The organism is Roseateles puraquae (assembly GCF_002205845.1).
Lineage (GTDB): Bacteria > Pseudomonadota > Gammaproteobacteria > Burkholderiales > Burkholderiaceae_C > Pelomonas > Pelomonas puraquae.
In genome coordinates, this window is sequence record NZ_NISI01000016.1 from 80,142 (window position 1) to 107,134 (window position 26,993).

Sequence of the window (26,993 nt, forward strand, 5' to 3'; positions counted from 1 at the left end):
CCACGCACCGGAGACCCCCTTGCGCCTGACCCTCGTTGCCGCCGTGATCATCGGCCTGTCTTTCAGCGGGCCCCTTGCCCATGCCGCCGACACCACTCGCCCGCCCGCGGCCACCGATGCCGCCGCCAAGGCGCGCCAGTCCCTGCACGCCCTCTTCGATGACGCCTGGGAAGCCGAAGCCAAGGCCGCGCCCGAGTGGGCCACGATGCGCGGGGACCTGCGCTTCAACGACAAGCTCAGCGACCGCTCGCCGGCCGGCCTCGCCGCCCGTGATGCCCTGTCGCGCGACCTGCTGGCACGGGCGCAGCGCGTGGACGCCAGCCTGCTGAGCGACACCGACCGGGTCTCCCTCGCCCTGTTCATCAACCGCTACCAGCAGGAAGTGGCGATGCAGGCCTTCCCCGGCTGGCGCACGCTGACGCTGGGCACGCTGTACGGCGCACAGTCCGCCCTCGCCGGCCTGGCGCGCAATGTGCCGGCCAACAACGAGGCGCAGGTGCGGCAATGGCTGGCACGCCTGGCGGCCTACCCGGCGCGGGTCGAGCAGGAAATCGCCATCCTGCGCCAGGGCCTGAGCCTGGGCTGGGTCACGGCGCGGCCGGTGCTGGCCCGCGCCATCGCGCAGGTGGAAGGCCAGCTCACCGACGACCTGACCAAGAGCCCCGTCTACGAACCCTTCAACCGCATGACAGTGGACCCGGCCGTCAAGGCCCAGCTGCAGGCCCAGGGCCAGGCCGCGCTGAAGGAGCACTTCTACCCGGCCCAGCGCAAGCTGCTCGCGGTGATGAAGGACGAGCTGGCGCCCAAGGCGCCGGAAAGTGGCTCCCTGTCGGGCTACCCGGGCGGCGACAAGGTCTACGAGGCCCTCATCCTGCGCAACGTCACGCTGCCGCTGGGCGCGGGCGATATCCACGCCACCGGGCTGCGCGAAGTGGCGCGCATCCGCGCCGACATGGAGAAGGTGCGCACCGAGGCCGGCTTCGACGGTGACCTGGCCGCGTTCAAGAAGTTTCTCTACAGCGACCCCAAGTTCTTCAACCAGAGCGGCGAGGAGCTGCTGGAAGGCTACCGCGCCATCGCCAAGCGCATCGACCCCGAGCTGCCCAAGCTGTTCGCGCAACTGCCGCGCTCGCCCTACGGCATCCGTGGCATGCCGCCCTACACCGGCGAAGGCGCAGCCGACAACTACAACGGCCCATCGCTGGACGGCACCACACCGGGCTGGTTCAACGCCAATGCCATCGCCTTCAAGCGCCGCCCCAAATGGGCCATGGAAACCTTGGTGGCGCACGAGACGGTGCCGGGCCATCACCTGCAGATCTCTCGCCAGGTCGAACTCGGCGAGCTGCCCAACTTCCGCCGGCAGTCGCAGTACTCGGTGTTCAGCGAGGGATGGGCGCTGTATGCCGAGACCCTCGGGCCGCAGATCGGCTTGTTCCGCGACCCCTACACCCGCTTCGGTCACCTGCAGGCGCAGATGTTCCGCGCCGCGCGCCTGGTGGTGGACACCGGCATCCACGCGATGGGCTGGTCGCGCGACAAAGCCATCGCCTACATGATCGAGCAGACCGGCCATGACCCGGTCTTCATGGCGGCCGAAGTGGACCGCTATGCCTCGCAACCCGGCCAAGCGCTCAGCTACATGATGGGCCTGCTGAAGATCAAGGAGCTGCGCGCCCGCGCCGAAGCCGCGCTGGGGCCGAAGTTCGACCAGCGGCGCTTTCACAATGCCTTGATCGACCAGGGCGCCATGCCGCTGCCGCTGCTGGAGCAGCGCATCAACGCCTGGATCGCCAGCGAGAAGGGCCGCGCATGAACACGCCGTTCTATCCGGTCGGCACGCCCGGCGTGCCCTGGGGCGAGGCCGAGGTGGCCGCCTGGCGCGCCCGGCTTGTGCGCCAACGCCGCTATGCCGACGATGTGCTCGCCGCCCTGGCGCCGCTGCGCGAACGCTTCGACGTCCAAACCTACGGCGAGCTCGACTACGACGGCGAGCGCTTCCCGCTGCAGGTGGTGCGCAGCCGCGGCTGGCGGGACGACCTGCCCCACCTGGTGGTCACCGGCGGCGTGCACGGCTACGAGACCAGCGGCGTGCATGGCGCGCTGCAGTACCTCAGGCAGCACGGCGAGGAGACCGCGGGCCGCGCCAACCTGCTGGTGGTGCCCTGCGTCAGCCCCTGGGCCTACGAACGCATCCAGCGCTGGAACCATGGCGCGCTCGACCCCAACCGCAACTTCCGCGAGGGCAGCCCGGCGGCCGAGTCCGCGGCGCTGGTCGCCCTGCTCGCGCCGCTCAAGGGCCGGGTGCTGATGCACATCGACCTGCACGAGACCACCGACACCGACGAATCCGAGTTCCGCCCCGCCCTGGCCGCCCGCGACGGCAAGCCCTTCGAGCCCGGCGAGATCCAGGACGGCTTCTATCTCGTCGACGACGCCGATCACCCGCAACCCGCCTTCCAGCGCGCGGTCATCGACGCGGTCGCGCAGGTCACACACATCGCCGAGCCGGATGCGCAAGGGCAGATCAACGAATCGCCGCTGCAATCGCCGGGCGTCATCGAGTTCCCGGTCAGCCGCTGGGCGCTGTGCGCCGCCATCACCGGCGCCCGGTTCGCGACGACGACCGAGGTCTACCCGGACAGCCCGCGCACCACGCCGGCCGAATGCAACCTGGCACAGGTCGTGGCCGTGAAGGCAGCCATCGATTACGCGATGGCCGCAGCCTGAGCCTCGGGCCAGGCGCCCGTCATTCACAGACCAGCAGGCCCTGGGCGCCCACGCCATGCGTGGACTGCAGCAGCGACTGCGCACGGCCCAGCTTGCCCATGCGCCGGCGCACCGTGCCGTCGGGGTCGCGCTCAAGCTTCACGCACAGCGTCGGGTCCAGCCCCATCGCCACACGCTCCTCGAAGGTGGGCTTGGGGCTGTTGCTGCGTGGGTCGACGGTTGCCGGGTTGACGAGGGCGCCTCGCAGCACCGCGATGCTCGGCCGCAGGTCGAGTGCCCGCGGGCCTGAGGCTGCTGAACCGGCCGCGGCGGCGCCCAAGGAGGCGGGGCTGCCGGTCGCGACCGCATCGCCTCCTGCCACCGGCAGGGTCGGCTCCGAAGGCAGCGTGGGCAGCGCCGGCAATGGCACGTTGGGCAGTTGTGGGAGCGCGGCCGGGGCGCGGACCCGCGCGACTTCCGGCAGTCGGCGCCGTTCCAGCAGCGACGGCAGCAGTTGCACCACGAGTGAGGGTCGGGGCGGCGCAGCCCCCGCTGGCAGCCGCCGAGACTGCCATGCCAGCAACAACAGCGCCGCATGGCCGGCGATGACGGCACAGCAGGCCACCTGTCGCCGCCGTGGCGCGCCGCCCGCCCAACCGGGGCCCTGGCTGCCAGGCCGGGTCAAGCTGCGGCCCGATCGACCCGCGTGCCGGCTGAAGTGAAATGACTCTGGCAGACCCGCAAACGGGGAGGACAACGGCGGGTACAGCGCATGCGCCCGATGCTAGGGCGCCGGGTGTGCTGGAAAGTGAAGCCGAGGTTAGGCGGCGTGAAGCGCTGCCTCGTGCCGATCGCCGGTCAAGCCGGGTTGTCGATATCGATGAACTGCCAGCGCAAGCCCAGGTCCTGCGCGACCTGAGCGCCCACGCCCTGCACGCCGTAGCGCTCGGTGGCATGGTGGCCAGCGGCGATGAAGGCCACCCCGGTCTCGCGGGCGTAGTGGGCCTGGGGTTCGGAGATCTCGCCCGTCAGGAAGACATCGGCTCCCGCGGCGATGGCGGCCTCGAAGTAGCCCTGCGCGCCACCGCTGCACCAGGCCACGCGCCGCAGCGGTCGGCCGTCACCGGGCACCGCCGTGACCGCACGGCCGAGCGCGGTCTGCACCTGCTCGGTCAGCGTGGCGAGGTCCGTGGCCGGCAAGGCGCCGGTGAAGCCCAGGTCCTGCTCGCCAAAGCGGCCGTCGGCCACCCAGCCCAGGCGCGCGCCGAGCTGCGCGTTGTTGCCGAGCGCCGGATGGGCATCCAGCGGCAGGTGGTAGGCGAAGAGGTTGATGTCGTGCTGGATCAGGCGGGCCAGGCGCTGCTTCATCCAGCCGGTGACGCGGCCGTCCTGCCCCCGCCAGAACAGGCCGTGGTGCACCAGGATGGCATCGGCACCCGCCGCGATGGCGGCATCGATCAAGGCCAGGCTGGCGGTCACCCCGCAGACGAGATGGCTGACCGTGGCGCGCCCCTCGACCTGCAGACCGTTCGGCCCATAATCCTTGAAGCGTGAGGGTTCGAGCAGCCGGTTCAGGTGCTGTTCCAGCGCGGCGCGATCGGTCATGGCTTGAAGAGGATGTTCGGGTGTTGAAGAGGCTCTGGCTGATTTTCGCGCAGGCGGTCACGGTCGCTCTCGCCGGGCTTTTCGTCGTCCAGACGCTCAAGCCCCAGTGGCTACAGCAGACGCCTTGGCGGCAGCCCTCGCCCGCCGTCACGGCCCGCACCGCGCAGCAGATCGCCCTGCCCCCGTCGCCACCGGCCTCGGTGCTGCGCGCCGGCTTCTCGCAGGCGGCCCGCCTGGCGGCACCGGCCGTGGTCAGCATCACCGCCAGCAAGGCGCCATCGCGTGCCGACCAGGCGCATGAGCGCTTCTTCGGCTTCCCCTTCGGCCCGCGCCAGCCCCGCAGCGGCCCCCAGCGCGGCCTGGGATCGGGCGTGATCATCTCGGCCGACGGGGTGCTGCTGACCAACAACCATGTGGTCGAGGGCGCGTCGGACATCGAAGTCATGCTGGCTGACGGCCGTCAGGCCCAGGCCCAGCTCATCGGCACCGACCCCGAGACCGACATGGCGGTGCTGCGCATTGATCTGCCCGACCTCCCGGTGATTGCCCTCGGCGATGCCGCCAGCCTGCAGGTGGGCGACGCGGTGCTGGCCATCGGCAATCCATTCAACGTGGGGCAGACGGTGACGTCGGGCATCGTGTCGGCGCTGGACCGCAGCCAGCTCGGCATCAACAACTTCGTGAACTTCATCCAGACCGATGCGGCCATCAACCCCGGCAATTCGGGCGGCGCCCTGGTGGATGCCGATGGCCGGCTGGTGGGCATCAACACGGCCATCTTCTCGCGCAGCGGAGGCAGCCTGGGCATCGGCTTTGCGATCCCGGTGGACATGGCCCGCCAGGTAGCGAGCGCCCTGCTCCGTGATGGCGTGGTGGCACGCGGCTGGATCGGCGTGGAGACCCGTGAGCTCACGCCCGAGCTCGCCGAGGCCCTGAAGCTGGGCGGCGATGCCAAGGGCGTGCTGATTGCGGCGGTCGTGGCGGAAGCGCCTGCCGCCAAGGCCGGCCTGAAGCCGGGTGACCTGCTGACCCGCATTGGCGCGCATCCGGTGCATTCACCGGCCGAGCTGCTGGCCACGGTCGCGGCGCTCAAGCCCCGCAGCGAGGCGGAGGTGGCCGTTCAACGCGCCGGCAAGACGCTGAGTTTCCAGATTGCCGTCGGGCAGCGGCCCACGCCGCCGCGCACTCAGGACGACTGACCGGGCGGGCTGGCGCCCTCGTCGTCGGTGCGCTTCTTCAGGAAGATCTTGGCCACCCAGATGCCAGCTTCGTAGAGCAGGCACATCGGCACGGCCAGAGCCAGCTGCGAGATCGCGTCCGGCGGCGTGATCACGGCCGCGATGATGAAGGCCACCACGATGAAATAGCCGCGGAAGGACACCAGCTGCTCCACCGTCACCAGCCCCACACGCACCGCCAGCACCACCACGATGGGCACCTGGAAGGCCATGCCAAAGGCGATGTACAGGCCCAGGATGGCTTCCACATAGGACGCGATGTCGGGCGTGGCCGCCACCGACGCGGGCGTGAAGGCCTGGATGAAGCCGAACATGCGGTCCAGCACGAACAGCTGCACGAAGGCGATACCGCCATAGGCCAGCAGGCTGCCGAAGGTGATGAGCGGCAGTGCAAAACGCTTCTCGTGGCTGTACAGGCCCGGCGCGATGAAAGCCCAGGCCTGGTAGATGAGCCAGGGCAGCGCGAGCAGCACCGCCGCCATCAGCAGCACCTTCAGCGGGATGAAGAAGGGCGAGAACACGCCGACCGCGATCAGCTTGGCGTCGGCCGGCATGTGGGCCCGGATCGGCGCGGCGATGATGTCGATCAGCCGGCTCGGCCCCGGCCAGATGGCCAGCAGCACCGTGGCCGCGATCAGGCCGTAGGCCGCACGGATGATGCGGTCACGCAGCTCGATGAGGTGAGCGACAAAGGGCTGCTCGGTGCCGGCCAGCTCGTCGTGGTCAGGGTTCTGGAAGGAGCTCATGTCGTTTCTTCAGGCTACCGGCACGAGCGGGTATTGTCGGGTCGAGCGCCGGGCCGCTCCCAAGCCGGCCCGTCATGGCGATCGGCTTGCCGGTCGAGCCGGCAAGCCTCGCCGCCCACTCGGGGGGCCGGCCAAGGAGTACCTTGGGCGGGGGGCATCAACGTTGGGGCGGGCGAAAGCGCGCCACGCGGGCCGCGCCGGACTGGGTGTGACGGCGCACGCCGGCCTTTTGCTTGAACCACAGCGGCGTGGCGCCCCGCTTCAGGCGCCAGTTCTTCTTGGGGTGCCGGTAGCTGGGCGGCGGCGGCGTGTAGCCGCCGCCTTCGTAGGCGGAGTCGCTGGTGACGTCGCTCCAGGTCTGGTTGAGCGCCTGGCTGGCGGTATCGACCTCCTGGCGCACGCTCTGTTCAACGTCCCGCGCGGCGGTCTCGAACTGCGACTTCATCTTCTGGAGTTCTTCCAGTTCGATGGAGCGGTTCACCTCGGCCTTGACGTCGGCCACATAGCGCTGGGCCTTGCCCAGCAGCGCGCCGACCGTGCGGGCCACGCGCGGCAGTTTCTCCGGCCCGATGACGACCAGCGCCACCGCGCCGATCAGCGCGAGCTTGTCGAAGCCGAAGTCGAGCACTTAGGACTTGGTCTTGGCGTCGACGTCGACCGTGTTGGGGTCGTTGACCTTGCTGTTGGCCACTTGCTGGGCCGGTGCCGCGGGGGCCTGCGGATCGGCGGAGCCGTCCTTCATGCCGTCCTTGAAGCCCTTGACGGCCGCGCCCAGGTCAGAGCCGACATTGCGCAGCTTCTTGGTGCCGAAAACGGCGATGACGACGACCAGCACGATCAGCCAGTGCCAAATGCTCAAACCACCCATGATGCTTGCTCCTTGAGGACTGGCTCAAATTCTAGGGGAGGGCGCGAAGGGGACACCCGCGCGCCGGAAGGGTTAATCAGGAATTCACCCAGGTGGGGCTGGCCCTCAGCCTTTCAACCAGGGGCGCGGGCCGCCCATCACATGCAGATGCAGGTGGTAGACCTCCTGCCCGCCGTCCGCCCCGGTGTTGATGACGTGGCGAAAGCCTCCCGTCACCCCGAGCTCCTTCATCAGCCGGGGCCCCAGGGTGGTCATCTTGCCCAGCAGGCCTGCCTCGGCCTCGGTCACGTCCGCCATGGAGGCGATATGGCGCTTGGGGATGATGAGGACGTGGACGGGCGCCCACGGATGGATGTCGTGGAAGGCCAGGACCTCCTCGTCCTCGTAGACCTTCTTGCTCGGAATCTGGCCGGCGACGATCTTGCAGAAGATGCAGTTCGGGTCGGTGCTCATGCTTGCGGTCCTCGTTGGGCGAACTCGGTGAGGCCCGACAGCCCCTCGCGCCGGGCCAGCTCAGCCAGCACGTCCTCGGGCTTCAGGCCGAAATGAGCGAGGGCCACCATGCTGTGGAACCACAGGTCGGCCACCTCGTAGACGACCTTCTTCGGGTCGCCGTCCTTGGCCGCCATGACCGTCTCGGTGGCTTCCTCGCCGACCTTCTTCAGGATGGCGTCCAGGCCCTTGTCGAAGAGCTTGGCCACATAGCTGGTGCCGGGGTCTGCGCCCTTGCGGGACTCGATGACCGCGCCGATGCGCGCGAGGATGTCGTCACTCATAGATCTTGTGCGGGTCTTTCAGCACCGGGGTGGTGGTGTGCCAGATACCGTTCTCGAGCTTCTGGAAGAAGCAGCTGTGCCGGCCGGTGTGGCAGGCGATGCCGGGATCGTGCCCGAGCTGGGTGATGGTCAGCAGCAGCACATCGTTGTCGCAGTCCATGCGGATGGCGTGCACCTGCTGGAAGTGGCCGCTCTCCTCGCCCTTGTGCCAGAGCTTGTTGCGCGAACGGCTCCAGTACACCGCCTGGCCGCGCTCGGCGGTGAGCGCCAGCGCCTCGCGGTTCATCCACGCGAACATCAGCACGTCGCCCGTGCCCTCTTCCTGGGCGATGACGGGCACCAGGCCGCGCTCGTCCCATTTCACTTCATCCAACCAAGCACTGCTCATGGCGTCAGTCTAGGTGAGTGGGGCCGGCATGGCCGCGTTCCTGGGCAAACCAGTCCAGCACGGGAAAGGTGCCGGGCAGCACGGGCTTGACCTGCACCGGCAGGTCGGCCCAGGCCATCTGCTGGCCTTCGAGCATCTGGAACTCGCCCGTCCAGTCGAACACCTTGCAGAAGTTCAGCCGCACCAGCGCGTGGGGGTAGTCGAACATCTCGACCTTCCAGGGATGGGCCGCGCCGATCTGGATGCCGAGCTCTTCCCGCAGTTCGCGGGCCAGGGCCTGCTCGACGGTCTCGCCCGGCTCGACCTTGCCGCCCGGGAACTCCCAGTAGCCGGCGTAGACCTTGCCCTCGGGCCGGGAGGTCAGCAGGAACTGGCCATCCGGCCGCACCAGCACGCCGACGGCAACTTCCGTGATGGGCCGGTCACTCATGCCCGCCCCGCCAGGTCGCGTGCGAACTGGAAGGCCACGCGGCCCGAGCGCGAGCCGCGTTCCAGCGCCCAGATGAGTGCCGGCTGGCGTGCGGCCTCGATGGCCGCTTCATCCAGCCCGAAGTGGCGCAGCCACTGCGCCACGATGGCCAGGTATTCGTTCTGGCTGAAGGGGTAGAAGCTGATCCACAGGCCGAAGCGCTCGGACAGGGAAATCTTCTCCTCGACCGCCTCGCCCGGGTGGATCTCGCCATGCTCGCCGTGGGTGCCGCCGAGGTTATCGACCATCTTCTCGGGCAGCAGATGGCGGCGGTTGCTGGTGGCGTAGATCAGCACGTTGTCGGTGGCTGCCGCGACCGACCCGTCGAGCACGCTCTTGAGCGCCTTGTAACTGGCCTCGCCTTCGTCGAAGCTCAAGTCGTCGCAGAAAACCACGAAGCGCTCCGGGCGGGCCTGCACCTGCTCCACCAGGTCCGGCAGGTCCACGAGGTCGGCCTTGTCGACCTCGATCAGCCGCAGCCCCTGACCCGAGAACTCGTTGAGCACCGCCTTGATCAGCGAACTCTTGCCGGTGCCCTTGGCGCCGGTCAGCAGCACGTTGTTGGCCGGGCGACCGGCGACGAACTGCGCGGTGTTGCGCAGCAGCCTTTCCTTCTGCGCATCGACCTCTTGCAGGTCAGCCAGCGTGATGCGACTGACCGCGCGCACCGGCTCCAGGCACAGCGCGCCATGGCGGCGGCGGGCACGGAAGGCGGTCGAGGCGGCCCAGTCGGGCGGCGTCGCGGCATGGGGCAGCACGGCCTCCAGCCGGCTCAGCAGGCCCTCGGCACGGGTGATCAGGGATTCAAGCGCGGCAGACATGCCGCCAGTGTAGTTACCCGATGCTGCGCAACGAGGGCTCCAGCTGCTCGGTGGGCAGCCGCTTGAAGCCCGAGCGGGCATAGCGCTGCAGCCGGCCGATGATGAAGCTCACCCACACCGAGGCCTGCGCATTGGCCTGCACCGTGGGCGTGGCCGATCCTTGCGCCTCGGCCGCCGCGCGCAGCACCTGACGCAACGACGACTCGATGCGGTCGAAGAACTGGTTGATGCGGGCCGTGAGCCGCTCGTTCTCGTAGACCAGCGCATCGCCCACCATCACGCGCGTGAGGCCGGGGTTCTTCTCGCCGAACTGCAGCACCACACTGGCGATGCGCGCCGCCTTGCCCGGTGGCGGCAGCGGATGCGGGTTGTCGACGATCTGGTTGACCAAGCCGAACACGCTGGCCTCGATGAACTCGATCAGCGCTTCGAACATCTGCGCCTTGCTGGCGAAGTGCCGGTAAAGCGCGGCTTCGCTGACGTCGAGCCTGGCGGCCAGGGCTGCGGTCGTGATGCGCTCGGCGCCCGGTTGCTCCAGCATGCCGGCCAGCACCTGCAGGATCTGGGTGCGCCGCTCGCCGGGTTTCAGGCGCTTGCGCGGCGCGCCAGGCGCCGGGTTGGGAGCAGCGGGATCGGCAGCGGGCAGGTCGGCGTCCATGCCTGCGATGCTAGTCGACCGCGATGACCAGGGCCTGCTGGCACCCAGGCAAGGGGCCGCGAAGGCCCTAGTCCCTCAGCCAGCCCAGGCGGCGGGCCTCGTAGATGGCTTCCACCTTGGAGCGCACATGCAGCTTGCGATAGACCCGTTTCACGTAGGTCATCACGGTGTGGGGCGAGACCTGCATGAACTGCGCGATCTCGTCAAAGGTGAAGCCCTTTGCAGCCAGGTGCAGCACGCGCGACTCCTGCTCCGACAGGGCCACCACCTCCTCGTCGGCCATGGCCGCGGCCATGGCTTCGGGCGAGGGGCCACTGGGCTGGGAACCCGGGGCCAGGCGCACCAGCAGCCGGCGCGCAATGACCGGGCTGATCGGGCTGCCACCCGCCCGCAACGAGCGCAACTGGCCGGGAAGGTCCAGGGCCAGACTGTCCTTGAGCAGATAGCCAGTGGCGCCGGCCTCGATGCTGGCCACCACATGCTGCTCGTCACCGAAGACCGAGATCACCATGACCTCGCACTGCGGCCGCGTCTGCGCCGCATGCCGGATCAGCTCGATGCCGCTGCCCCCCGGCAGGTCCAGGTCAACGAGCAGCACATCCGGCTGGAGCTGGTCGAACATGCGGCGGCCCTGGGGCAGGTCGGGCGCGATGCCGAGCAGTTCGATGTCGGGAACGCTGCCAAGCGCGTGCGTGAAGGCCTCCCGGAAGCGGGCTTGGTCTTCGACGATGAGGACCGAAAACGGGGTCATTGGCTCTCTGGGCTCAAAAGACGGCGCCACCGATCGGCGCCAGGCACGGATTGTCGGCTGAGGATACCGCCTCGGTCACGCCGGTCTTCCTTCAGAAGTGGGGGGACCTCACCAAAGCCGCCAGCGAACGCACCCGGCGCCCCACGTAGACCGGCCGCCGGTTCAGACGCGCGCGGCGCGCCTGGCGCAACCAGCGCTGCATCCAGACGGTGTCCATGCCGAGGCCGTGCGCGGTCTTCTGGTGCTCCAGGGTGTCTTCGACCAGCACGCAGCGGGCCGGGTTCAGCTTCAGGCGCGCCAACACCATGCGAAACATGCGCGCATCCGGCTTGGGCCGGGACTGGCCGAAGCAATGCATGTCCTCGATGCAGATCAGCCGCTCGAACACACCCTGCAGCCCGATGGCGGCCAGCACGCGCTCGGCATAGGCCACCGGCGCATTGGTCATCAGGAACTTGCGCCCCGGCAGGCGGCGCAGCGCCGCCAGGTCGTGGGCGTGGCCGTGCAGATGCGCTTCCAGCCCGGGCAGGCGGTGGGTTTCGTCCAGGAAATGCGCAGACTTCACACCGTGGTGCCGCTGCAGCCCGGTGAGCGTGGCGCCGTAGCGCAGCCAATAGCGGTTGCGCAAGGCCACGGCCTCCTCGGTCGGCAGGCCGAGGTGGGTCTCGATGTAGGCCGTCATCGACGCATTCAGCTCGCGGAAGGCGCGATGCGAGGCGTTGTGCAGGGTGTCGTCGAGGTCGAACAGCCAGACCCGGTCGCGGGGGTTCACGGGGGCGATCACCGTGACGAGATCATGGTGCCGTAGGCCTGGTCGGTCAGCACTTCGAGCAGCATCGCGTGCGGCACCCGGCCGTCGATGATGTGCACGGCGTTGACGCCGCTCTTGGCTGCGTCGATGGCGCCTGCGATCTTGGGGATCATGCCGCCGCTGATGGTGCCGTCGGCCACCAGCTCGTCGATGCGGCGGGGCGTGAGTTCGGTCAGCAGTTCGCCCGCCTTGTCGAGCACGCCGCGGATGTTGGTCAGCATCAGCAACTTCTCGGCCTGCAGCACGGTGGCCAGCTTGGCCGCCACCACGTCGGCGTTGATGTTGTAGCTCTCGTTCTTCTCGCCGAAGCCGATGGGGCTGACGACCGGGATGAACTGGTCGTCCTGCAGCGCCTTCACCACCGAGGGGTCGATGGAGACGATGTCGCCAACCTGGCCGATGTCGTGTTCCTTGGCCGGGTCGTCCTTGTCGAGCATGCGCAGCTTCTTGGCGCGGATCATGCCGCCGTCACGCCCCGTCAAGCCTACGGCCTTGCCGCCGGCGGCGTTGATGAGGCCGACGATGTCCTGCTGCACCTCACCCGCCAGCACCCATTCGACGACGCTCATGGTCTCTTCGTCGGTCACGCGCATGCCCTGGATGAAGTGGCCCTTCTTGCCGAGCTTGTTCAGCGCGTCCTCGATCTGCGGGCCGCCGCCGTGCACCACCACCGGATTCAGGCCCACGAGCTTGAGCAGCACCACGTCTTCGGCGAAGTCCTGCTGCAGCACCGGATCGGTCATCGCGTTGCCGCCGTACTTGATGACGATGGTCTTGCCGTGGAACTTGCGGATGTAGGGCAAGGCCTGGGACAGGATCTCGGCCTTCTCGCGCGGGGCGATGTGGGAAACGTCGGTCGTGGTGGTGGCGGTCATGCGTCAGGCTCCGGAGAATGGCCGGCATTCTAGGAAGGCTGGCGACAATGGCGGCATGCAAGCCCGCGCGTACTTGAAACTCTCCGTGGCCGCCGCGGTGGTCACCATCGTGCTGAAGTCCCTCGCCTGGTGGTGGACGGGTTCGGTGAGCCTGGCCGCGGATGCACTGGAATCCCTCGTCAACCTGGCCGGCGCGATGTTCGCGCTGGGGATGATCACCTGGGCCGCCCAGCCGCCGGATGCCGAGCACCCTTACGGCCACCACAAGGCCGAGTACTTCTCCAGCGGCTTCGAGGGCATCCTCATCATCGCGGCCGCCCTCGGCATCCTCTGGGGCGCAGTCGACCGCTGGCGCCAGCCCGAGCCGCTGCATGACGTGGGCATCGGCGTGGCGCTCGCGGTGGTCAGCTCCGCCCTGAACGGCGTGCTGGCCTGGGCCATGCTGCGCAAGGCACGCGAGGTGCGCTCCATCGCACTGGAGGGCGACGCGCGGCACCTCTTCACTGACGTCTGGACGTCGGCGGGCGTCGTGGCGGGTCTGCTCGGCGTGATGGCCACCGGCTGGCAGTGGCTGGACCCGCTGCTGGCCATCGGCGTGGCGCTGAACATCCTGCGCGAAGGCGTGCACCTGATGCGCGAATCCACCCGCGGGCTCATGGACGAAGCGCTGGACGCGGAGTCCCAGGCCCAGGTCAAGGCCGTGCTCGACAGCTACCGTCACCCCGAAGACGTGCGCTTTGACCACATCGTGAGCCGCGTGGCGGGCCAGCGTCGCTTCATCGACCTGCACATGCACATGCCAGCCCACTGGACGCTGACCCGCGCCGCCGCCCTGCGCAATGAGGTGGAGCAAGCCCTCATGCGCGCCCTGCCCGGCCTGCGCGCCAGCATCCAGATGCTGCCGATGAACGTGGAAGCCCACTTTGACGACCCCAAGGACCTGATGTGATCGCGTTGTTGCAACGAGTGCGGGAAGCCCGCGTGGAAGTGGCTGGCCAAGTCATCGGCCAGATCGACGCCGGCTTCCTGATGCTGGTCTGCGCCGAGCCCACCGACACCGAAGCGATTGCCGAGAAGCTCATCGCCAAGGTGCTGAAGCTGCGCGTCTTCAGCGACGAGGCCGGCAAGATGAACCGCAGCCTGCAGGACGTGGGCGGCGGGCTGCTGATCGTCAGCCAGTTCACGCTGGCGGCCGACACGGCCGGCGGCAACCGGCCGAGCTTCTCAGGCGCCGCCCCGGCTGAACTCGGTCGGCGGCTGTACGAGCACACCCTGGCCATCGCGCGCCGCGACCACCCGGTGGTGGCCAGTGGCGAATTCGGCGCCGACATGCAGGTGCACCTCGTCAACGACGGCCCGGTGACGATCCCGATGCGGATGGCCGCATGACGTCCCGCCTCGTGCTCATCGACTCGACCGACGGCCTCGCGCCGGTCCACGACCAGCCCCGCGAGGACCGCCGCGTGCAGGGTGCCCCGCACCGCCAGACCTGGACGCTGCACGCGTGCGGCCCCATGAGCGCCGGCATCTGGGCCTGCGAGGTCGGCCGCTGGCGCATCGTCTTCCCGCCCGGCCGGCAGGAGTACTTCCATGTGCTCGAAGGCCATGTGCGCCTGCACGGGCCCGACGGGACGCTGGACATCGGCCCCGGCCAGGGCGGCGTCATCCCGCCGGGCTTCGAGGGCGAGTTCGAAGTGGTGATGCCCGTGCGCAAGCACTTCGTGCTGGTGGATGTGACGAGCGCAACATGACCGACCCGATGGCACAACCCCTGCGCATCCTGGTGGTGGACGACGACGAGAGCGTACGCGGCAGCCTGGCCTACCACCTGGACCGCCTGGGCCACCAGGTCATCGAAGCCTCGGGCGCCGCCTGGGCGCTGGAGCTGTTTGAACGCCACCGGCCTCATCTGGTGCTCAGCGACATCGTCATGCCCGACCAGGACGGCTACTGGCTCGCCCGGCAGCTGCGGGCGCTGGAGGCGCGGCTGGGCGGCTGGACACCAATCATCTTCCTGTCATCGCTGACCGAGGCGACGAACGTGGCGGACGGCATCGCGGCCGGCGGCGACGACTACCTGACCAAGCCGGTTCATCCGCTGGTGCTGGAGGCCAAGCTCTACTCCATGCAGCGCCTGGGCGTGATGCAGCAGCGCCTGCAGGCGCTGACGCTGGAACTGCAGCGCGCCAATGCCGAATTGCGCCAGCAGGCATCACACGACGCGCTCACCGGCTTGCTCAACCGCCGCGGCTTCAACCATCAGCTGCAGGAGGCCATGGCCCTGTGCCGGTCGGCGGGCAAGCCGCTGACGGTCATGCTGTGTGACGTGGATCATTTCAAGCAGTACAACGATGCGCTCGGCCATCAGGCCGGCGACGACTGCCTCAGAACCATTGGCCATATGTTGCGCCAGCTGGCACGACGCCCGCTGGACGCCGTGGCGCGCTATGGCGGCGAGGAGTTCGCCCTGGTGCTGCCTGACACGCCGCGTTCAGGGGCACGCACGCTGGCCAACGCGATCTCACGGGTGTTTGCCAGCACCGCCCTCCCGCACCCGGACTCACCCACGGCACCTCACGTGACCCTGTCTGGCGGCTTCGCCCTGTGCGAGCCCGGCGACGAGCGCAGCGCCGACGACCTGCTGCGGGAGGCCGACGAGGCGCTCTACGCCGCCAAGGCCCGCGGCCGGAACTGCTTCATCGGCGCCTGAAGACGAGGCTGAGGCGGCCCCGCAGCGCGGGCGGTCAGCCCAGCTCGATCGTCCAGCGGTACACGCCGCCCCCGGGAGGACGCGCCAGCGCCAGCGCGCCGGTGCGGTAGGCGTGAGGACGCCGCGTGGCGGGCAGCGGCTGGCCGGATTCGTCCAACACGCGGGCCACGCCATGGCCCTGCGCGCCGACGCGGTAGGTGAGCTCGAAGTGCAGCTCGCCCAGCCTCAGGTCGACGCGCAAGCCATCCAACAGCGGCGGCATGACCGGGTCGACGATCAACGCCTGGTGCTCCAGCCGCAGGCCGAGCAGCGAGCCGATGACCAGGCCCAGCGCGATGCCCGGGCCGCTGGAGTAGATGCGCCAGCCGCCATCCAGCGCCACCTCGCCGGCCAGCACGCGGCCGTACTGGGCCTGGGCCTCGTAGCGGTCGGCAAAGGCGGCGTCGGAGCTGGAGTAGTAGCAGTTGGCCTGGCGTGGGCTGGCCACGGGCACCCGGTCGACCAGGCCCACCGGGTGCGCCTGCGCCAGCGCCTGCAGAAAGGCCTCGGCCTCCCCCAGGTGGGCCAGCATTTGCGCGTACCGCAGATGGGCATGCACATACATGATGCCGATCTCGCGGCCGAAGAAGGTGCTCGTCTCGGCCCGCTGGAAGAGAGTCGATGGCCCACCGCGGTAGGGCAGCGGCGCGTCGAACAGCCGCGCACCGTCCGGACCCTTGAGGTGTTGCTCGATCAGCGCCGCCTGGGTGCGCGCCTGCTCGGGCGTGAAGAGACTGTCGAGCACCGCATGCATCATCGGCAGCAGGCTGTAGCGCAGGCCGGTGCGGGTGTCGGCTGGGTGGATCCACAGCTCACGCTCGCCGGCCTCCGGGAAGAGGGCATAACCGGCCACGACACCATCCTGCACCAGCAGGCGCTGGAACTCGGCCTTCACGCCCACGGCTTCGGCGCCGAGCTGCGCGGCCTCGTCGGCCCGGCCAAGCTGCGCATAGGCTGCCGACAGCGTGTGCAGCATCTGGTGGTGCAGGGTCACCGTCCAGGCGCTGCACAGGCGCTCGCGCAGCGCAGGATCGGCCGGCTGCAGGGAGTCGTTCCAGTCGCCATGCCAGTAGGCTGCCAGGCCCGTGCCGGGCACCACGCGGCGGCGGATCAGGGCCAGTGCCTGGGCCACGTGCGCGGCCAGCGGGGCGACGTCACCGCCATGGAACGGCAGTGGCTCGTCCAGCACGCCCGCGTCGCCCGAGGCGATCAGGTACTGCGCCAGGCCGAGCAGCGGCCAGAACACGATGTCGCCGTGCGAGTCACCCGCGCGGATGCTCGCCTCGCGCGGGAAGAACATGAACCACTGCGGCCAGTCGCCATCGGGGTTCTGGGCGCTGAACACGCGCAGCAGCAGGTCACGCACCGGCGCCGTCTGGCCCAGGGCCAGCAGCATCTCCAGCGGGCCCTGGCAGACATCCCGCGTGCCCCAGCCGCCGCCGGAGTACTGCTCCAGGCCGCGCGGCGACAGGTAGTGCACCAGTGCGTTGTGGGCGTACCAGGGCAGGATCTCGCCGAGCTGGGCCAGCGCCGGCACACGGGACTGCCAGCGCGGCAGAGCCAGGGGCTGCGGCGCCGCCGGCGCCGCCCGCACGAGGTCGCCGCGCAACGCAAGCGCGAACTGCCGCGCCGCAGCGAAGTCCAGGCACACCAGGGGCTCGCCGCGACTCAGGCCGTCGTCGTAGAGGCGCCCGTCATCGCCGACGATGGCCGCGCCAAGCGCCTCGACCTCGACGCCCCCGGCCGGAAAGCGCTGCGCCAGCTCGCTGCCCGCCGGCGGCGTGATGCGCACCCGCTCCCCGCTGTGCTGCCACAGCGGCCGCTGGGGCGCCGCGCCGTCATCGCCGCCCAGGGCCAGGCTCAAGGTGGCACGCAGGGCCAGGGCCTCGCCTTCGATGACGCGCAGGTGCAGCGCCATGCGGTCGGGCGCGGCGTCGGCTTCGGCCACCACTTCGATCAGCCCGGCCTCATGCGCGTACAGCCAGCGGCAGGCCTGGGGCCGCATCTCGAAGGCCGACGGCAGGCCCAGCCGCCGCCAGCCCTGGCCGGGCAGGTCGACGAACAGGCGCAGCCCCGCGGTGTTGAACAGGCCCAGCAGGCTGCGCTGGGTGGACAGGATGCGATTGATGCTGACATGCCCCTGCGTGAGCATGGTGTGAAAGGCGCCGCCCATCCAGCAGGTGGAGGTCAGCGCGGACTCGTCGGGCACGAGGTGCTGGCCGCTGCGCAAGATGTGGCCATGCGGCCGCTGCACCCGCAGTTCCTTGGCCCGCAGCACGACATGGCTGGCCTCGCCGCTGAAGAAGCTCTGCAGCCGGCCGTCCTGCCACTCGGCGTGACGGTGTTCTCCAGGGAAGAGCCCCTGGCACTCCGACGGCGCGAGGTCACGGCTGGCCAGGGGCGGCGCCGACGCGAACAGGCTGCGGGCCGGCGCACGCGCTGGCGCCTCGACCCGCGCTGCGGGCAAGGCTTCGGGCAGAGACAACCAGTCAGCCAGCCATGCGAGGTCGGCGTCGCTGCTGGCGGCTTCGTGATGGGCCTGCAAGCCCAGGAAGAAGCCGGCCCCATGCCGCTCGCCCGGCGCGAGATGCACCACTTCATCCTGCAGCGCCACCACGGCGTGCTCCTGCTGGAGTCGCCGGTTGGGCAGGCCCGCGCTCAGGGCGGGCGGGGGCGCGCCGTCACGCGCGGCCAGGCCCCAGACCTGCGCGGCATCGGTCGCATAGGCGTCCGCCCGGCTCAGTGAGCCCGCCAGCAGCCACGGATGCTGGCCGCGCTGTGGCTGGTTCTGGCGCACCGCGAGCAGCGCGCCGTGCATGGCGTGCTGCAGCGGCTGCAGGTCGAGGTAGTGGCTGACGTAGAACTCATTGGTGCGCACGGCGCCGTAGTCGGCCAGGCCCACGTCCTGCACGAGCACCGGTGACAGCTCGCAGGCCACCCCGCTTTCGTTGACCGCTTCCAGGTGCCAGAACAGCACGGGCGCCTCGGCCGCCAGGCGCAGTTGCAGCCGCAGCAACAGGCCCGCCCAGCTGCCGCGCATCTCGAAGCTCGATTCGCCAGCATGCACGCTCAGCGGCGACTGCGGCCCGAGCAGCGGCACGACCTGCCAGTCGGCGCCCGGCTCGCGCCGACGCAGCCACACATTGGCGGGGCCACCCTCCAGCTCATTGCCGGGGAAGAGGTTGATCATCAGCGCCGGGCCGGCCATCAGCCGACGCAACGCGCCATGGGACAGCAGCTCGACCTGGAGGCCGGCTGCGTTGCGGAGGAGATGCGGGGTCATGTTTGCTGTTGCGCCAGCAGCCAAGGCAGCAGGCCAGGGTCGTTGTAGGCGGGCGTCCATGAGTCGTGGCCGACGCCAGGGTAGATGGTGAGCGTGGCGCTGCCACCGGCGGCGCGCAGCGCCTCAATGCAGGCCACATGGGGCGCCAGGCGCACGACGGTGTCCTGGTCGCCGTGATAAGCGCGCACCGGCACCTGCCGCAGCGCGGCGACGCGCGCCGGGTCACCGTAGCCGCACACCGGCGCGATGGCGGCGAGGTCGCGCGGATAGGCCGTCGCCCAGTGCCACACGCCGTAGCCACCGAGTGAGAGGCCGGTGGCGGTGCAACGCTGTCGGTCGACATGCAGTTGCGCCTGCAACGCCAGCAGCAGGGCATGCAGCCGGTCCGGGTTCCAGCGGGCTCCGTCTTCGAGTTGCGGGCTGACCAGGATGCAGGGCCAGGCCGCGCCCTGGGCGACGAGTTTGGGCGGGCCATGGACCTTGACCTTCTCCAGGTCGGTGCCACGCTCGCCGGAGCCGTGCAGGAAGACCACCAACGGCCAGCGGGCACTGCGCTGGGCGTAGCCAGGCGGCAGCCACACCCAGCAGCGTTCGCCGCCCACCTCCCAGGCACGCTGCTCACCCGCAACCAGCCCGGCGGGCACGGTGGGCGGCAGGCTGGCGCAGGCGGTCAACAGCGCGGGAGAGGTTTTCAGCAGATCACGTCGGTTCAGGCTCATGGGGTGGCATCCAGTTCGACGGTCAGGACATCGGCAGGCAGCGGCAGTTCGCGGCCCTGCCAAGCGAGGGCTTGGCCCGCGGCGCGGGCGCGCGGCAAGGGTTCGGCGCCCGGCCAGGCCAAGCGCACCAGCCCGGGCAGGCGGTCGGGGCGACGGTCCAGGTGCAGCGTCCAGCCGCCGTCACGGCGCAGCAGCCGGTAGTCGAGCCGGCCCCAGGCGGTGGACAAACCCGCCACCCCGACCTCACCTGCGTCACGCCAGCGCGCCGGCACGCCGGCCGCAATCACCAGGCTGCCGCTGGACTCCTGCTCGTAGGCCAGCAGGTCCAGCGCGGCGCGCAGGTAGTCGGACGACACCCAGGCGTGCGGCATGTCACCCAGAAAGCGCGGCTCGCGCGCATCCGGCAGCACCACCTCGGCCCACTGCTGCCAGCCCGCCGGGCGCTGGTGGGTGAAGAACCAGTCGAGCAGGCGGTGCGCCTCGTCCACCCGGCCCAGGCGTACCAGCGCGCTGACATTGCGCAGCTCGTAGGGCGTGTAGTCGCGCCAGGGCTTGCGGCCGTCGATGCGCGCGAAGGCCTCGGCCACATAGCGGTCGAAGGTGCCACGCAGCAGCGCAGGTGGCAGATGCTCTGCCTGCGCGGGATTGAGCGCCATGGTGGTGGAGGTGGCGTCGAAATCGCCCCGATCCGCAGCTCCGGCAATGTGGTCCAGGCCGTAGTGACGCGCCGTAGCCGCGATGGAGGCGGACAGATCGGCTTCGAACTCGTCGCGCCAGCCGGCCCAGCGCGCGGCCAGCGGTGCCTCGCCCAGCGCCTGCGCCATCTGCACCGCGTCCTTGTAGCCGCGCAGGGCCCAGAAGTCGTCCCAGTAGGAATAGGCGGCCTTGTCCGAGTAGCCCTCATGGCTGATGGACGGCGGCATCAGGCCTTTGAAGCGCGGGTCGGCGCCAGGCTTGCGCTCGCTCTGGCGCAGCGCCTCCATCCAGGCCATCACCCGCTGCACCTGCGGCCAGTGGCGCTGCAGCAGGGCGCGGTCCTGGGTGTGGCGCCACAGCTCGGCCACGGCGAACAGGTACTGGCCATGGCTGTCGTTCTCCACCACCGGGTCGGCGCCGCGTTGATCCACGCAGCAGGGCACCTTGCCTGACGCAAAGATGTAGCCGCTGAACCAGTCGACGAACTCGCGCGCCGCCTGCAGCTCGCCCATGCGCACCAGGCCGGCCACCATCATGGCGCCGTCGCGCACCCAGGAGCGCGCGTAGGAGCGCGTGCCGGGCCGCAAAGCCGGGCCCTCGCGCGACATCAGGATCTGCGCGAGCGCGCTGCGCATGCTGTCGGCCACGGGCTGGGCCGCCGCGGGCAGACGCATCGTCAGGTGGCCCAGCCGGTCGCGCCATTGTGCTGCGGCCACGGCCAGGCGAGTGTCGAGTGCGGCGGCCTCGCCGGCCGTGACCCAGCCCACGCTGCGTGATTCACCGGGCGCGAGCATCAGGTCAAAGCGCATCAGCGCCGACGGCAGCTGCTCGGGATCGGCGAGCTGCGTCAAGGGGGGCGCCGCCTGCAACGCGGCCAGGCTCGGCCCTGCATGCCAGGGCGCGGCTCGCACCTCGGCCGGTGTTTCGCGCGGGCGCAGGCGCAGGGCATCGATCGCCAGATGGCCGTCCGCCCACGCGAGCGAGGCCACCGGACTGACACCGCCCGGCGTGGACAGGAACTGCTGCGGCGGGTTGACCTGCCAGGGTCGCAGCGCCAGCAGCAAGGCATAGCGCTGCGGCCGCGACGTGGGGTTGTGCAGCGTGTAGCGGGCCAGCAGGCCGGGCGCAGCGGGCGGGCCATCGGCCCCGGCTTCCACCCGCAGCTCGACCTCGGCATGCCGCCACTGCACCACGGGCAGCGCCTGCTCGACCAAACGGTGCTCCTGCCGCGACTGGGCCCAGGTCACGAGGCGGCCGTCGTCCAGACGCACGGCAGGTTCGATGCTGGGGCCGCCGCGCGTGAGTTCGATCGCACCGTCCTCGCTCATCAGCCCGGAGCGCTGGGCACCGCCGTCCACGCCGACCACCGTCCAGTAGTTCTGGGCCCCCAGGAAGGCACGCGGCAGGTCGCCGCGCGGCAGGGAGCGCGCCAACTCGGCCACGGCGGCATTGCGGTCGGGCCATTGGCGCGCGTCGCGCAGCTCGACCTCGGGCGGCTGGCGCCCTTCGTAACGCAGGCGCAGCCAGCGCCACTCCTGCTCGCCCAGGAAGAGCGCACGCCCCGGCTGGGCAGACAGCAGCTGCCAGCGCCGGTTGTCCTCCGACACCTCCACGCGCGTGGCCGCACCGCGGGCAAACCACAGGCCGTTGAACTCGCGCAGGCCGCGGTAGTCCAGCGTCAACTCGCCGGCACCCAGCTTGCGCAGGGGCGCAGGCCAGGCGGCCGGGGCGGGTTCGCGCGGGCTCAGGTCGAGTGCGCCAATGCACAACGACCCGGCGCCCCCGCCCTGCTGGCCGGCCACCACGACGAACTCCAGGAACTGCGTGCGGTTGAGCTGGCGATCCGCCGCGGGCCCCCAGGCGAAATCGACATGCCGGCGCTTGAAGCGCATCTCGGTCAACGTGTCGGGCAAGGCCAGCGCGGGGCGGTTGACCCACCAGACGTTGTCGCCGCTGGCGTCCACGAACTTGATCTGCACATCGTTGCCGCGGCCCTGCCCCTTGAGTGGCACCGCCAGCGCGAAGTCGGCCGGCCAGTCCGTCGGCAGCTCCCGGCGCATGACGGCATAGCCGGAGACACCGGCAAAGTCGTAGTCCAGGCACAGGCTGTCATCACGAGCATCGCGGCGCAGGCTGGCCTTGACCTGGTCGGAGGCGCTGGCTTGCCAGCGGGCCGTGTCCTTCATGTCGTCGAGAACGGCGGCGGCGCCCGATCCAGGCAGAAGAAGCAAGGCCGCGCAGGCATGCAGACACAGGAACGACAGCACCCGCATGCCTCTGTGCCTCTGTGCCTCTGTGGCCCTCTTGCTTGTCGCGTTCATTTCACGCTTCCCATCAACAACCCCTGCATGTAGTACCGCTGCAAGGCCACGAACAAGGCGAGCACCGGCAGCACCGTGATGACCGCGCCGGCCATCATCAGCTCGCTGTCCTGCACGTGCTCGCGCGACAGGGCCGCCAGGGCCACGGGCAGCGTGTGCATGTCGCCGTCGGTCAGCACGATGAGGGGCCACATGAAGTCGTTCCAGCTGCCCAGGAAGGCAAACACCGCCAGCGTCACCAACACCGGCTTGAGGGTGGGCAGCACGATGTTCCAGAAGATGCGCCACTCCCCTGCCCCATCGAGCCGCGCGGCCTCCAGAAGTTCGTCCGGCACGCCGCGGGCGTACTGGCGCACCAGGAAGATGCCGAAGATGCCGGCCATGCTGGGAATGAGCACGCCCGCCCAGGTGTTCACCAGGCCCATGCTCTTGAGCATCAGAAAGAGCGGCAGCATGGCCACCTGGCCAGGAATGACCAACGCGGCGATCAGCAAGCCGAACACGCGCTCACGATGGCGAAAGCGCAGCTTGGCGAAGGCATAGCCGGCCAGCGTGTTGAAGCTCACCGAGATCAGCGTGCTGGCCACGGCCAGGCCGAAGCTGTTGACGAAGGCGCGCTTGAGGCCACCGTCACCCAGGAGCGCGCGGTAGTGGACCAGCGTTGGCTCATGCGGCAGCACGGGCGGTGGCAGGCTGGAGGCGCTGCCCAGCGGCATCAGCGACACGCAAACCATCCAGACGAGCGGGAACACGGCGAGCGCGGCGAAGGCCCACAGCAGGCCGTTGATGAGCAGGGCCTTTGGCTTCATGCCTCGCCTCCCGTCAGCCGGCGCTGCAACGCGATCAGGCCTTTGCTGACCACGACGATGATCACGAACAGCACGAAGGCCACCGCCGAAGCCAGGCCCAGGTTCCACCACTTGAAGCCTTCTTCGTACATCAGGTAGAGCACGCTCACCGTGCTTTGCAGCGGGCCACCCTGCGTCATGACATAGGGTTCGGCAAAGAGCTGGAAATAGCCGGCCGTGGTGAGGATGCTGACCATCAGCAGCGTCGGCGCGATGTTGGCCAGCGTGATGTGGCGGAACTGCGCCCAGGGCCGTGCGCCGTCCAGCCGGGCGGCTTCATACAGGTCGTGCGGCACGGCCTGCAGCGCCGCGATGAAGATGATCATGTTGCCGCCAAAGTTCTTCCAGGCCGCGAACAGGATGATGGTCGGCATGGACCAGTGCGGGTCGCCCAGCCAATCGATGGGGTCGATGCCGAGGGACTGCAGCGTGTAGTTCACGAGGCCGTACTTGACGTGGAACAGGTAGCGCCAGATGACGGCCACGGCCACCAGCGTCGTCACCACCGGCGCGAAGAGCGCCGTGCGCAGCAGCGGCTTGAAGCGCACCAGCTTGCTCTGGAGCAGCACCGCCGCCGCCAGCGAGACGCCAATGGACAGCGGCACCCCCAGCACGACGAAGTACAGCGTGTTGCCCAGCGCCTTCCAGAAGAGCGGCAGGCTGAGCACATGCAGGTAGTTGTCCAGCCCCTGCCAACGCAGGTTGCTGAGCGAGGCCAGCGCGTAGATGTCGAAGTCGGTGAGGCTCAGCGCCAGGCCTGCGAACACCGGCACCGCGAAGAACAGCGCGATGACCACCAGGGCCGGAGCGGCGAACGCCCACGCGGCCAGGGATTCGCGGCGGCCGTGCCTCATGCGCCCTCCTGCCGGTCGAGCATCCAGCGGCGTTTCTCGAGGATGCCATCCACGCGCGCATCGAGTTGGCGCACGGCCGTGTCTTCGGTCTCGCGCCCGCCCACCACACGCGCAGCCGCCAGCTGCATCTCCTGCATGATGCGCTCCCATTCGGGCACGGCGGGCGTGGGTCGCACCCGCTCCAGCTGGCGCCGAAAGGCGGCCGCATGCCGGTCTTCAGCCAAGGTGGCGCCTTCCAGCGGCAAGGCCCAGGCGCTGCGCCGTGGCGGCAGGTCGCCCGTCAGGCGGTAGAACGCCAGCTGCACCTCGGGCCGGCTGAGGTAGCTGATCAAGGCCCAGGCCTCCCGCTTGTGGGCAGATCGCCTGAACATCGCCAGGCTCGCGCCGCCGGCGATGGACACGCCCGGGCCACGCGGCCCTGGCAGCTCGGCCGTGGTCCAGGCCTGGCCCAACTCGGGCGGCAGGCGGCGCTTGAACTCACCGATGTTCCAAGGCCCAGAGATGTAGAAGGCAAAGCTGCCACGGCCGAATTCCAGCCACAGGTTGGCGACCTGGTTGTTGCTCAGGCCCGGCGCGTCGCCCACGCGGAAGCGCTCGGCATAAAAGCCCAGCGCACGACGGAAATCGGCCGACGCGAAGTTGCCGTAGCGGCCGCCGTCGCGCAGCACCTCGCCGGGTTGCTGCAGGGCCAAGGCCAGCAACGGCTCGAACTCGTTGGTGGGCAGCAGCAGCGGCGTGGCCATGCCATGTTCACGCAGCCGGACCATGGCCGCTGTCCAGTCCGCCCAGGTCACGGGCATGCGCGGGACACCCGCCGCGGCGAGCAGATCCTGCCGGACGAACAGCAGTCGGGTGTCGACATACCAGGGCAGGCCCACGCGCCGGCCAGCCGGTGCGTTGGTGGCCCAGATGCCATCGAAATAGTCGGCCGGCTGCACCTCTGGGCTCGCCGCCAGCCAGGGCTCCAGAGGCTCCAGCGCGCCCAGGGCCTGCATCTCCGGCAGCCAGGTGTTGCCGACCTGGGCCAGGTCGGGCGTGGCGTCACCGGCAAAGGCGGTCAGCAGCTTTTCGTGCGCCGCCGTCCAGGGCAGCTGCTCGACCTTCACGCGAATGCCCGGATGCTCGCGCTCGAAGCCCGCGATGAGCTGCGCCGCCACCTCTGCCTCACGGCCCATGGCCCAGAAGCGCAGGGTCGTGGGGCCCGCGGCGGGCGTGCAGCCCGCCAGGGCCACGGAGGCCCCGAGGAAGGCGCGTCGTTGCAGGCTCACCGGCAGTCTCCGCAGCGCTGAACAAGGCCAAAGAGGCACACAGACACAGGGAGGCCGTGGGCCCGGGCAGGCTCGGGCATGACGACTCGCGGGCTGGCCTTGCGTGTCATGTCAACCCAACCAGCCGCCTGAGAAGCCGGCGCGCTTGAGGCCCTTCACGAGATGGGCGTTCTTGCGCAGGGCCTGCCACACCAGCTCGCCACGGTGGTTGCCCAGCATGGCCAACATCGGGCCCTGGTCGATGCCGAGCATGTCGGTGTCGACCCAGCCCTGCCCCGGCTCGATGCGGCCATGCGTCAGCTTGATGTCGGGGTAGTTGAAGCTGGGGTTGAAGGCATCCCAGAAGCCATAGCGCCCCCAGGTGTGCGGATAACGTGCCTTGATGGCCTGCAACGCCGGGATGACGATCTCGGGCGTGAAGGCAATGGAGCTGCCAGCCGCATAGGGCGCGAGCGTGCCGTCGTCGTACAGGCCCATGCCGCGGCCGGCGTAGCTGATGAAACGGCGCTGCTCGATCTGGCCGCCCGTCGTGCGATAGGCCAGCGTCACATCGGCGGGGCCGTCGCTCGCGCTGACGCCCCAGACCTCGGCGCTGTAGCCCTGCCAGCCCAGCGGGTTGGCGGCGGCATAGGCCTGCTGGGCGTAGGTGGCTCGGCGCGAGTTCTCGAAATAGTCGAAGCCCTTGGCGCGCATGTACGCGTCGCGGATGCCGCGAAAGTCGACCCAGCAGTGGGTGAATTGATGGCCGAACAGCGGCGGAAAGCGCAGCAGGGTCTGGCCGTAGCTTTCGCCCCAGCTGTCGCGGTCGTAGGTGCTGGTCCAGGCGTCCCAGGCCTCGGCCTTGACGGGCCGCGTGGGCGAACCCAGCGCCAGCAGGTAGACCATCATGGCTTCGTTGTAGCCCTTCCAGTCGGACGGGATGAAGCCCTGCTCCGGCGTCCAGCCATGGCTGATGGAGGGCGGGCGGACTTGCGCCCAGGCCCAGTCGACCCGGCCATAGAGCCGGTCCACCAGCGCCCGGATTCGGGCCTCGTCGGCATGGGTGCCGTCGAAGAAACTCTGCGCATGCAGGGCGCCCATCAGCAGCAGCGCGGTGTCGACCGTGGACAGCTCGCACTCGGCGTAGCGCAGGCCTTCCTTCATGTCGAGGAAGTGATAGAAGAAGCCCTTGTAGCCGGCCACGCCACGCCGGCCCGGCCCCTGGGGCAGGCCGGCGAAGAAGCGCAGCGTCGTGAGCGTGCGTTCACGGGCCTGGGCGCGGGTGATGTAGCCGCGCGCCACGCCGATGGGATAGGCCGTCAACGCAAAGCCGACTGCGGCGATGCTCGCGAAGGACGGCGTGGGCCAGCGGTCAGGCGCCAGGCCGGTGCGAGCGTCGGTGGTCTCCCAGAAGAAGTCGAAGGTGCGGCGTTCGAGGTCGTCCAGGAAGGCATCGGCGGGCTGCGCTGCGGCTGCAAGCGCGGCTTGGCCCGGCCAGGCAGACGCCAGCGCGAGGCCGGCGCCGTGCGCGAGCAGGGCACGTCGGGTGAGGTGAGGCATG

The 26,993-nt window shown here is 69.7% G+C and carries 28 protein-coding genes; 7 read left to right on the top strand and 21 right to left on the bottom strand.

Annotated elements, in window-relative coordinates:
* The first annotated feature begins 19 nt into the window (after positions 1-19).
* Positions 20-1,816 (top strand): DUF885 domain-containing protein, encoded by a 1,797-nt coding sequence (locus CDO81_RS24710; protein ID WP_241517143.1) that lies wholly within the window; start codon positions 20-22, stop codon positions 1,814-1,816.
* Positions 1,813-2,730, top strand: a complete 918-nt coding sequence (locus CDO81_RS24715) for a M14 family metallopeptidase (protein WP_088485919.1) — start codon at positions 1,813-1,815, stop codon at positions 2,728-2,730. Before CDO81_RS24710 ends, CDO81_RS24715 begins: the two co-directional genes overlap by 4 nt.
* Positions 2,731-2,749: 19 nt before the next feature.
* Here the strand turns inward: CDO81_RS24715 and CDO81_RS24720 are convergent, their stop codons facing one another.
* Both CDO81_RS24720 and CDO81_RS24725 read right to left on the bottom strand, forming a co-directional pair.
* The gene (locus tag CDO81_RS24720) at positions 2,750-3,229 is read right to left on the bottom strand and encodes a hypothetical protein (protein WP_158218421.1); all 480 of its coding nucleotides are present in this window, start codon (positions 3,227-3,229) and stop codon (positions 2,750-2,752) included.
* Positions 3,230-3,567: 338 nt separating this feature from the next.
* Entirely contained in the window at positions 3,568-4,314 is a 747-nt protein-coding gene (locus tag CDO81_RS24725) for a Nif3-like dinuclear metal center hexameric protein (protein WP_088485921.1), read from the bottom strand.
* 20 nt (positions 4,315-4,334) lie between these two features.
* Here CDO81_RS24725 and CDO81_RS24730 point away from each other — a divergent pair, with 20 nt between their 5' ends.
* Complete coding sequence (locus tag CDO81_RS24730; protein ID WP_088485922.1) at positions 4,335-5,513, top strand: trypsin-like peptidase domain-containing protein; 1,179 nt, start codon at positions 4,335-4,337, stop codon at positions 5,511-5,513.
* On the opposite strand, the gene tatC is transcribed toward CDO81_RS24730, so the two are convergent.
* From tatC to argB, 12 genes are all read right to left on the bottom strand, one after another.
* Positions 5,501-6,298, bottom strand: coding sequence for a twin-arginine translocase subunit TatC (gene tatC, locus CDO81_RS24735; protein WP_088485923.1), 798 nt, complete (start codon positions 6,296-6,298; stop codon positions 5,501-5,503). The genes CDO81_RS24730 and tatC overlap by 13 nt on opposite strands.
* Before the next feature lie 157 nt (positions 6,299-6,455).
* On the bottom strand, positions 6,456-6,926 hold the full coding sequence (gene tatB, locus CDO81_RS24740; RefSeq protein WP_088485924.1) for a Sec-independent protein translocase protein TatB: 471 nt from the start codon (positions 6,924-6,926) through the stop codon (positions 6,456-6,458).
* Positions 6,927-7,166, bottom strand: a complete 240-nt coding sequence (gene tatA / locus CDO81_RS24745) for a Sec-independent protein translocase subunit TatA (RefSeq protein WP_088485925.1) — start codon at positions 7,164-7,166, stop codon at positions 6,927-6,929.
* 105 nt (positions 7,167-7,271) lie between these two features.
* The gene (locus CDO81_RS24750; protein WP_088485926.1) at positions 7,272-7,619 is read right to left on the bottom strand and encodes a histidine triad nucleotide-binding protein; all 348 of its coding nucleotides are present in this window, start codon (positions 7,617-7,619) and stop codon (positions 7,272-7,274) included.
* A complete protein-coding gene (locus CDO81_RS24755; protein ID WP_088485927.1) occupies positions 7,616-7,942 on the bottom strand; it encodes a phosphoribosyl-ATP diphosphatase in 327 nt (108 codons plus the stop codon). Before CDO81_RS24755 ends, CDO81_RS24750 begins: the two co-directional genes overlap by 4 nt.
* Positions 7,935-8,330, bottom strand: a complete 396-nt coding sequence (gene hisI, locus CDO81_RS24760) for a phosphoribosyl-AMP cyclohydrolase (RefSeq protein ID WP_088485928.1) — start codon at positions 8,328-8,330, stop codon at positions 7,935-7,937. Before hisI ends, CDO81_RS24755 begins: the two co-directional genes overlap by 8 nt.
* A gap of 4 nt (positions 8,331-8,334) precedes the next feature.
* The gene (locus CDO81_RS24765) at positions 8,335-8,760 is read right to left on the bottom strand and encodes an NUDIX domain-containing protein (protein WP_088485929.1); all 426 of its coding nucleotides are present in this window, start codon (positions 8,758-8,760) and stop codon (positions 8,335-8,337) included.
* Entirely contained in the window at positions 8,757-9,620 is an 864-nt protein-coding gene (locus tag CDO81_RS24770; RefSeq protein WP_088485930.1) for an ATP-binding protein, read from the bottom strand. Before CDO81_RS24770 ends, CDO81_RS24765 begins: the two co-directional genes overlap by 4 nt.
* Before the next feature lie 13 nt (positions 9,621-9,633).
* Positions 9,634-10,278, bottom strand: a complete 645-nt coding sequence (gene slmA, locus CDO81_RS24775) for a nucleoid occlusion factor SlmA (RefSeq protein WP_088485931.1) — start codon at positions 10,276-10,278, stop codon at positions 9,634-9,636.
* Positions 10,279-10,345: 67 nt separating this feature from the next.
* Positions 10,346-11,029, bottom strand: coding sequence for a response regulator (locus CDO81_RS24780; protein ID WP_088485932.1), 684 nt, complete (start codon positions 11,027-11,029; stop codon positions 10,346-10,348).
* Between the two features lie 91 nt (positions 11,030-11,120).
* On the bottom strand, positions 11,121-11,801 hold the full coding sequence (locus tag CDO81_RS24785; protein WP_338139990.1) for a pyrimidine 5'-nucleotidase: 681 nt from the start codon (positions 11,799-11,801) through the stop codon (positions 11,121-11,123).
* 8 nt (positions 11,802-11,809) lie between these two features.
* Complete coding sequence (gene argB / locus CDO81_RS24790; RefSeq protein ID WP_088485933.1) at positions 11,810-12,715, bottom strand: acetylglutamate kinase; 906 nt, start codon at positions 12,713-12,715, stop codon at positions 11,810-11,812.
* A 55-nt stretch (positions 12,716-12,770) separates the two neighbouring features.
* On the opposite strand from argB, the gene CDO81_RS24795 reads away from it, so the two are divergent.
* The 4 genes from CDO81_RS24795 to CDO81_RS24810 are packed head-to-tail and all read left to right on the top strand — an operon-like array spanning position 12,771 to position 15,425.
* Positions 12,771-13,664 (top strand): cation diffusion facilitator family transporter, encoded by an 894-nt coding sequence (locus CDO81_RS24795; RefSeq protein ID WP_088485934.1) that lies wholly within the window; start codon positions 12,771-12,773, stop codon positions 13,662-13,664.
* The gene (gene dtd / locus CDO81_RS24800) at positions 13,661-14,104 is read left to right on the top strand and encodes a D-aminoacyl-tRNA deacylase (RefSeq protein WP_088485935.1); all 444 of its coding nucleotides are present in this window, start codon (positions 13,661-13,663) and stop codon (positions 14,102-14,104) included. Before CDO81_RS24795 ends, dtd begins: the two co-directional genes overlap by 4 nt.
* Positions 14,101-14,466, top strand: a complete 366-nt coding sequence (locus CDO81_RS24805) for a cupin domain-containing protein (protein ID WP_088485936.1) — start codon at positions 14,101-14,103, stop codon at positions 14,464-14,466. The genes dtd and CDO81_RS24805 overlap by 4 nt, the downstream gene beginning before the upstream one ends.
* Positions 14,463-15,425: a GGDEF domain-containing response regulator gene (locus CDO81_RS24810; RefSeq protein WP_088485937.1), complete on the top strand. Its 963-nt coding sequence runs from the start codon at positions 14,463-14,465 to the stop codon at positions 15,423-15,425. The genes CDO81_RS24805 and CDO81_RS24810 overlap by 4 nt, the downstream gene beginning before the upstream one ends.
* A gap of 34 nt (positions 15,426-15,459) precedes the next feature.
* Here the strand turns inward: CDO81_RS24810 and CDO81_RS24815 are convergent, their stop codons facing one another.
* From CDO81_RS24815 to CDO81_RS24845, 7 genes are all read right to left on the bottom strand, one after another.
* Complete coding sequence (locus CDO81_RS24815; protein WP_088485938.1) at positions 15,460-18,747, bottom strand: hypothetical protein; 3,288 nt, start codon at positions 18,745-18,747, stop codon at positions 15,460-15,462.
* Entirely contained in the window at positions 18,744-19,466 is a 723-nt protein-coding gene (locus tag CDO81_RS24820) for a carboxylesterase family protein (protein ID WP_088485939.1), read from the bottom strand. The genes CDO81_RS24815 and CDO81_RS24820 overlap by 4 nt, the downstream gene beginning before the upstream one ends.
* On the bottom strand, positions 19,463-22,435 hold the full coding sequence (locus CDO81_RS24825) for a glucosidase family protein (protein WP_088485940.1): 2,973 nt from the start codon (positions 22,433-22,435) through the stop codon (positions 19,463-19,465). Before CDO81_RS24825 ends, CDO81_RS24820 begins: the two co-directional genes overlap by 4 nt.
* A 44-nt stretch (positions 22,436-22,479) precedes the next feature.
* Complete coding sequence (locus CDO81_RS24830) at positions 22,480-23,292, bottom strand: carbohydrate ABC transporter permease (protein ID WP_088485941.1); 813 nt, start codon at positions 23,290-23,292, stop codon at positions 22,480-22,482.
* Positions 23,289-24,185 (bottom strand): carbohydrate ABC transporter permease, encoded by an 897-nt coding sequence (locus tag CDO81_RS24835; protein WP_088485942.1) that lies wholly within the window; start codon positions 24,183-24,185, stop codon positions 23,289-23,291. Before CDO81_RS24835 ends, CDO81_RS24830 begins: the two co-directional genes overlap by 4 nt.
* Positions 24,182-25,453 (bottom strand): sugar ABC transporter substrate-binding protein, encoded by a 1,272-nt coding sequence (locus CDO81_RS24840; RefSeq protein ID WP_206602170.1) that lies wholly within the window; start codon positions 25,451-25,453, stop codon positions 24,182-24,184. Before CDO81_RS24840 ends, CDO81_RS24835 begins: the two co-directional genes overlap by 4 nt.
* A 111-nt stretch (positions 25,454-25,564) precedes the next feature.
* Complete coding sequence (locus tag CDO81_RS24845; RefSeq protein ID WP_088485943.1) at positions 25,565-26,992, bottom strand: glucoamylase family protein; 1,428 nt, start codon at positions 26,990-26,992, stop codon at positions 25,565-25,567.
* Position 26,993 lies beyond the last annotated feature (1 nt).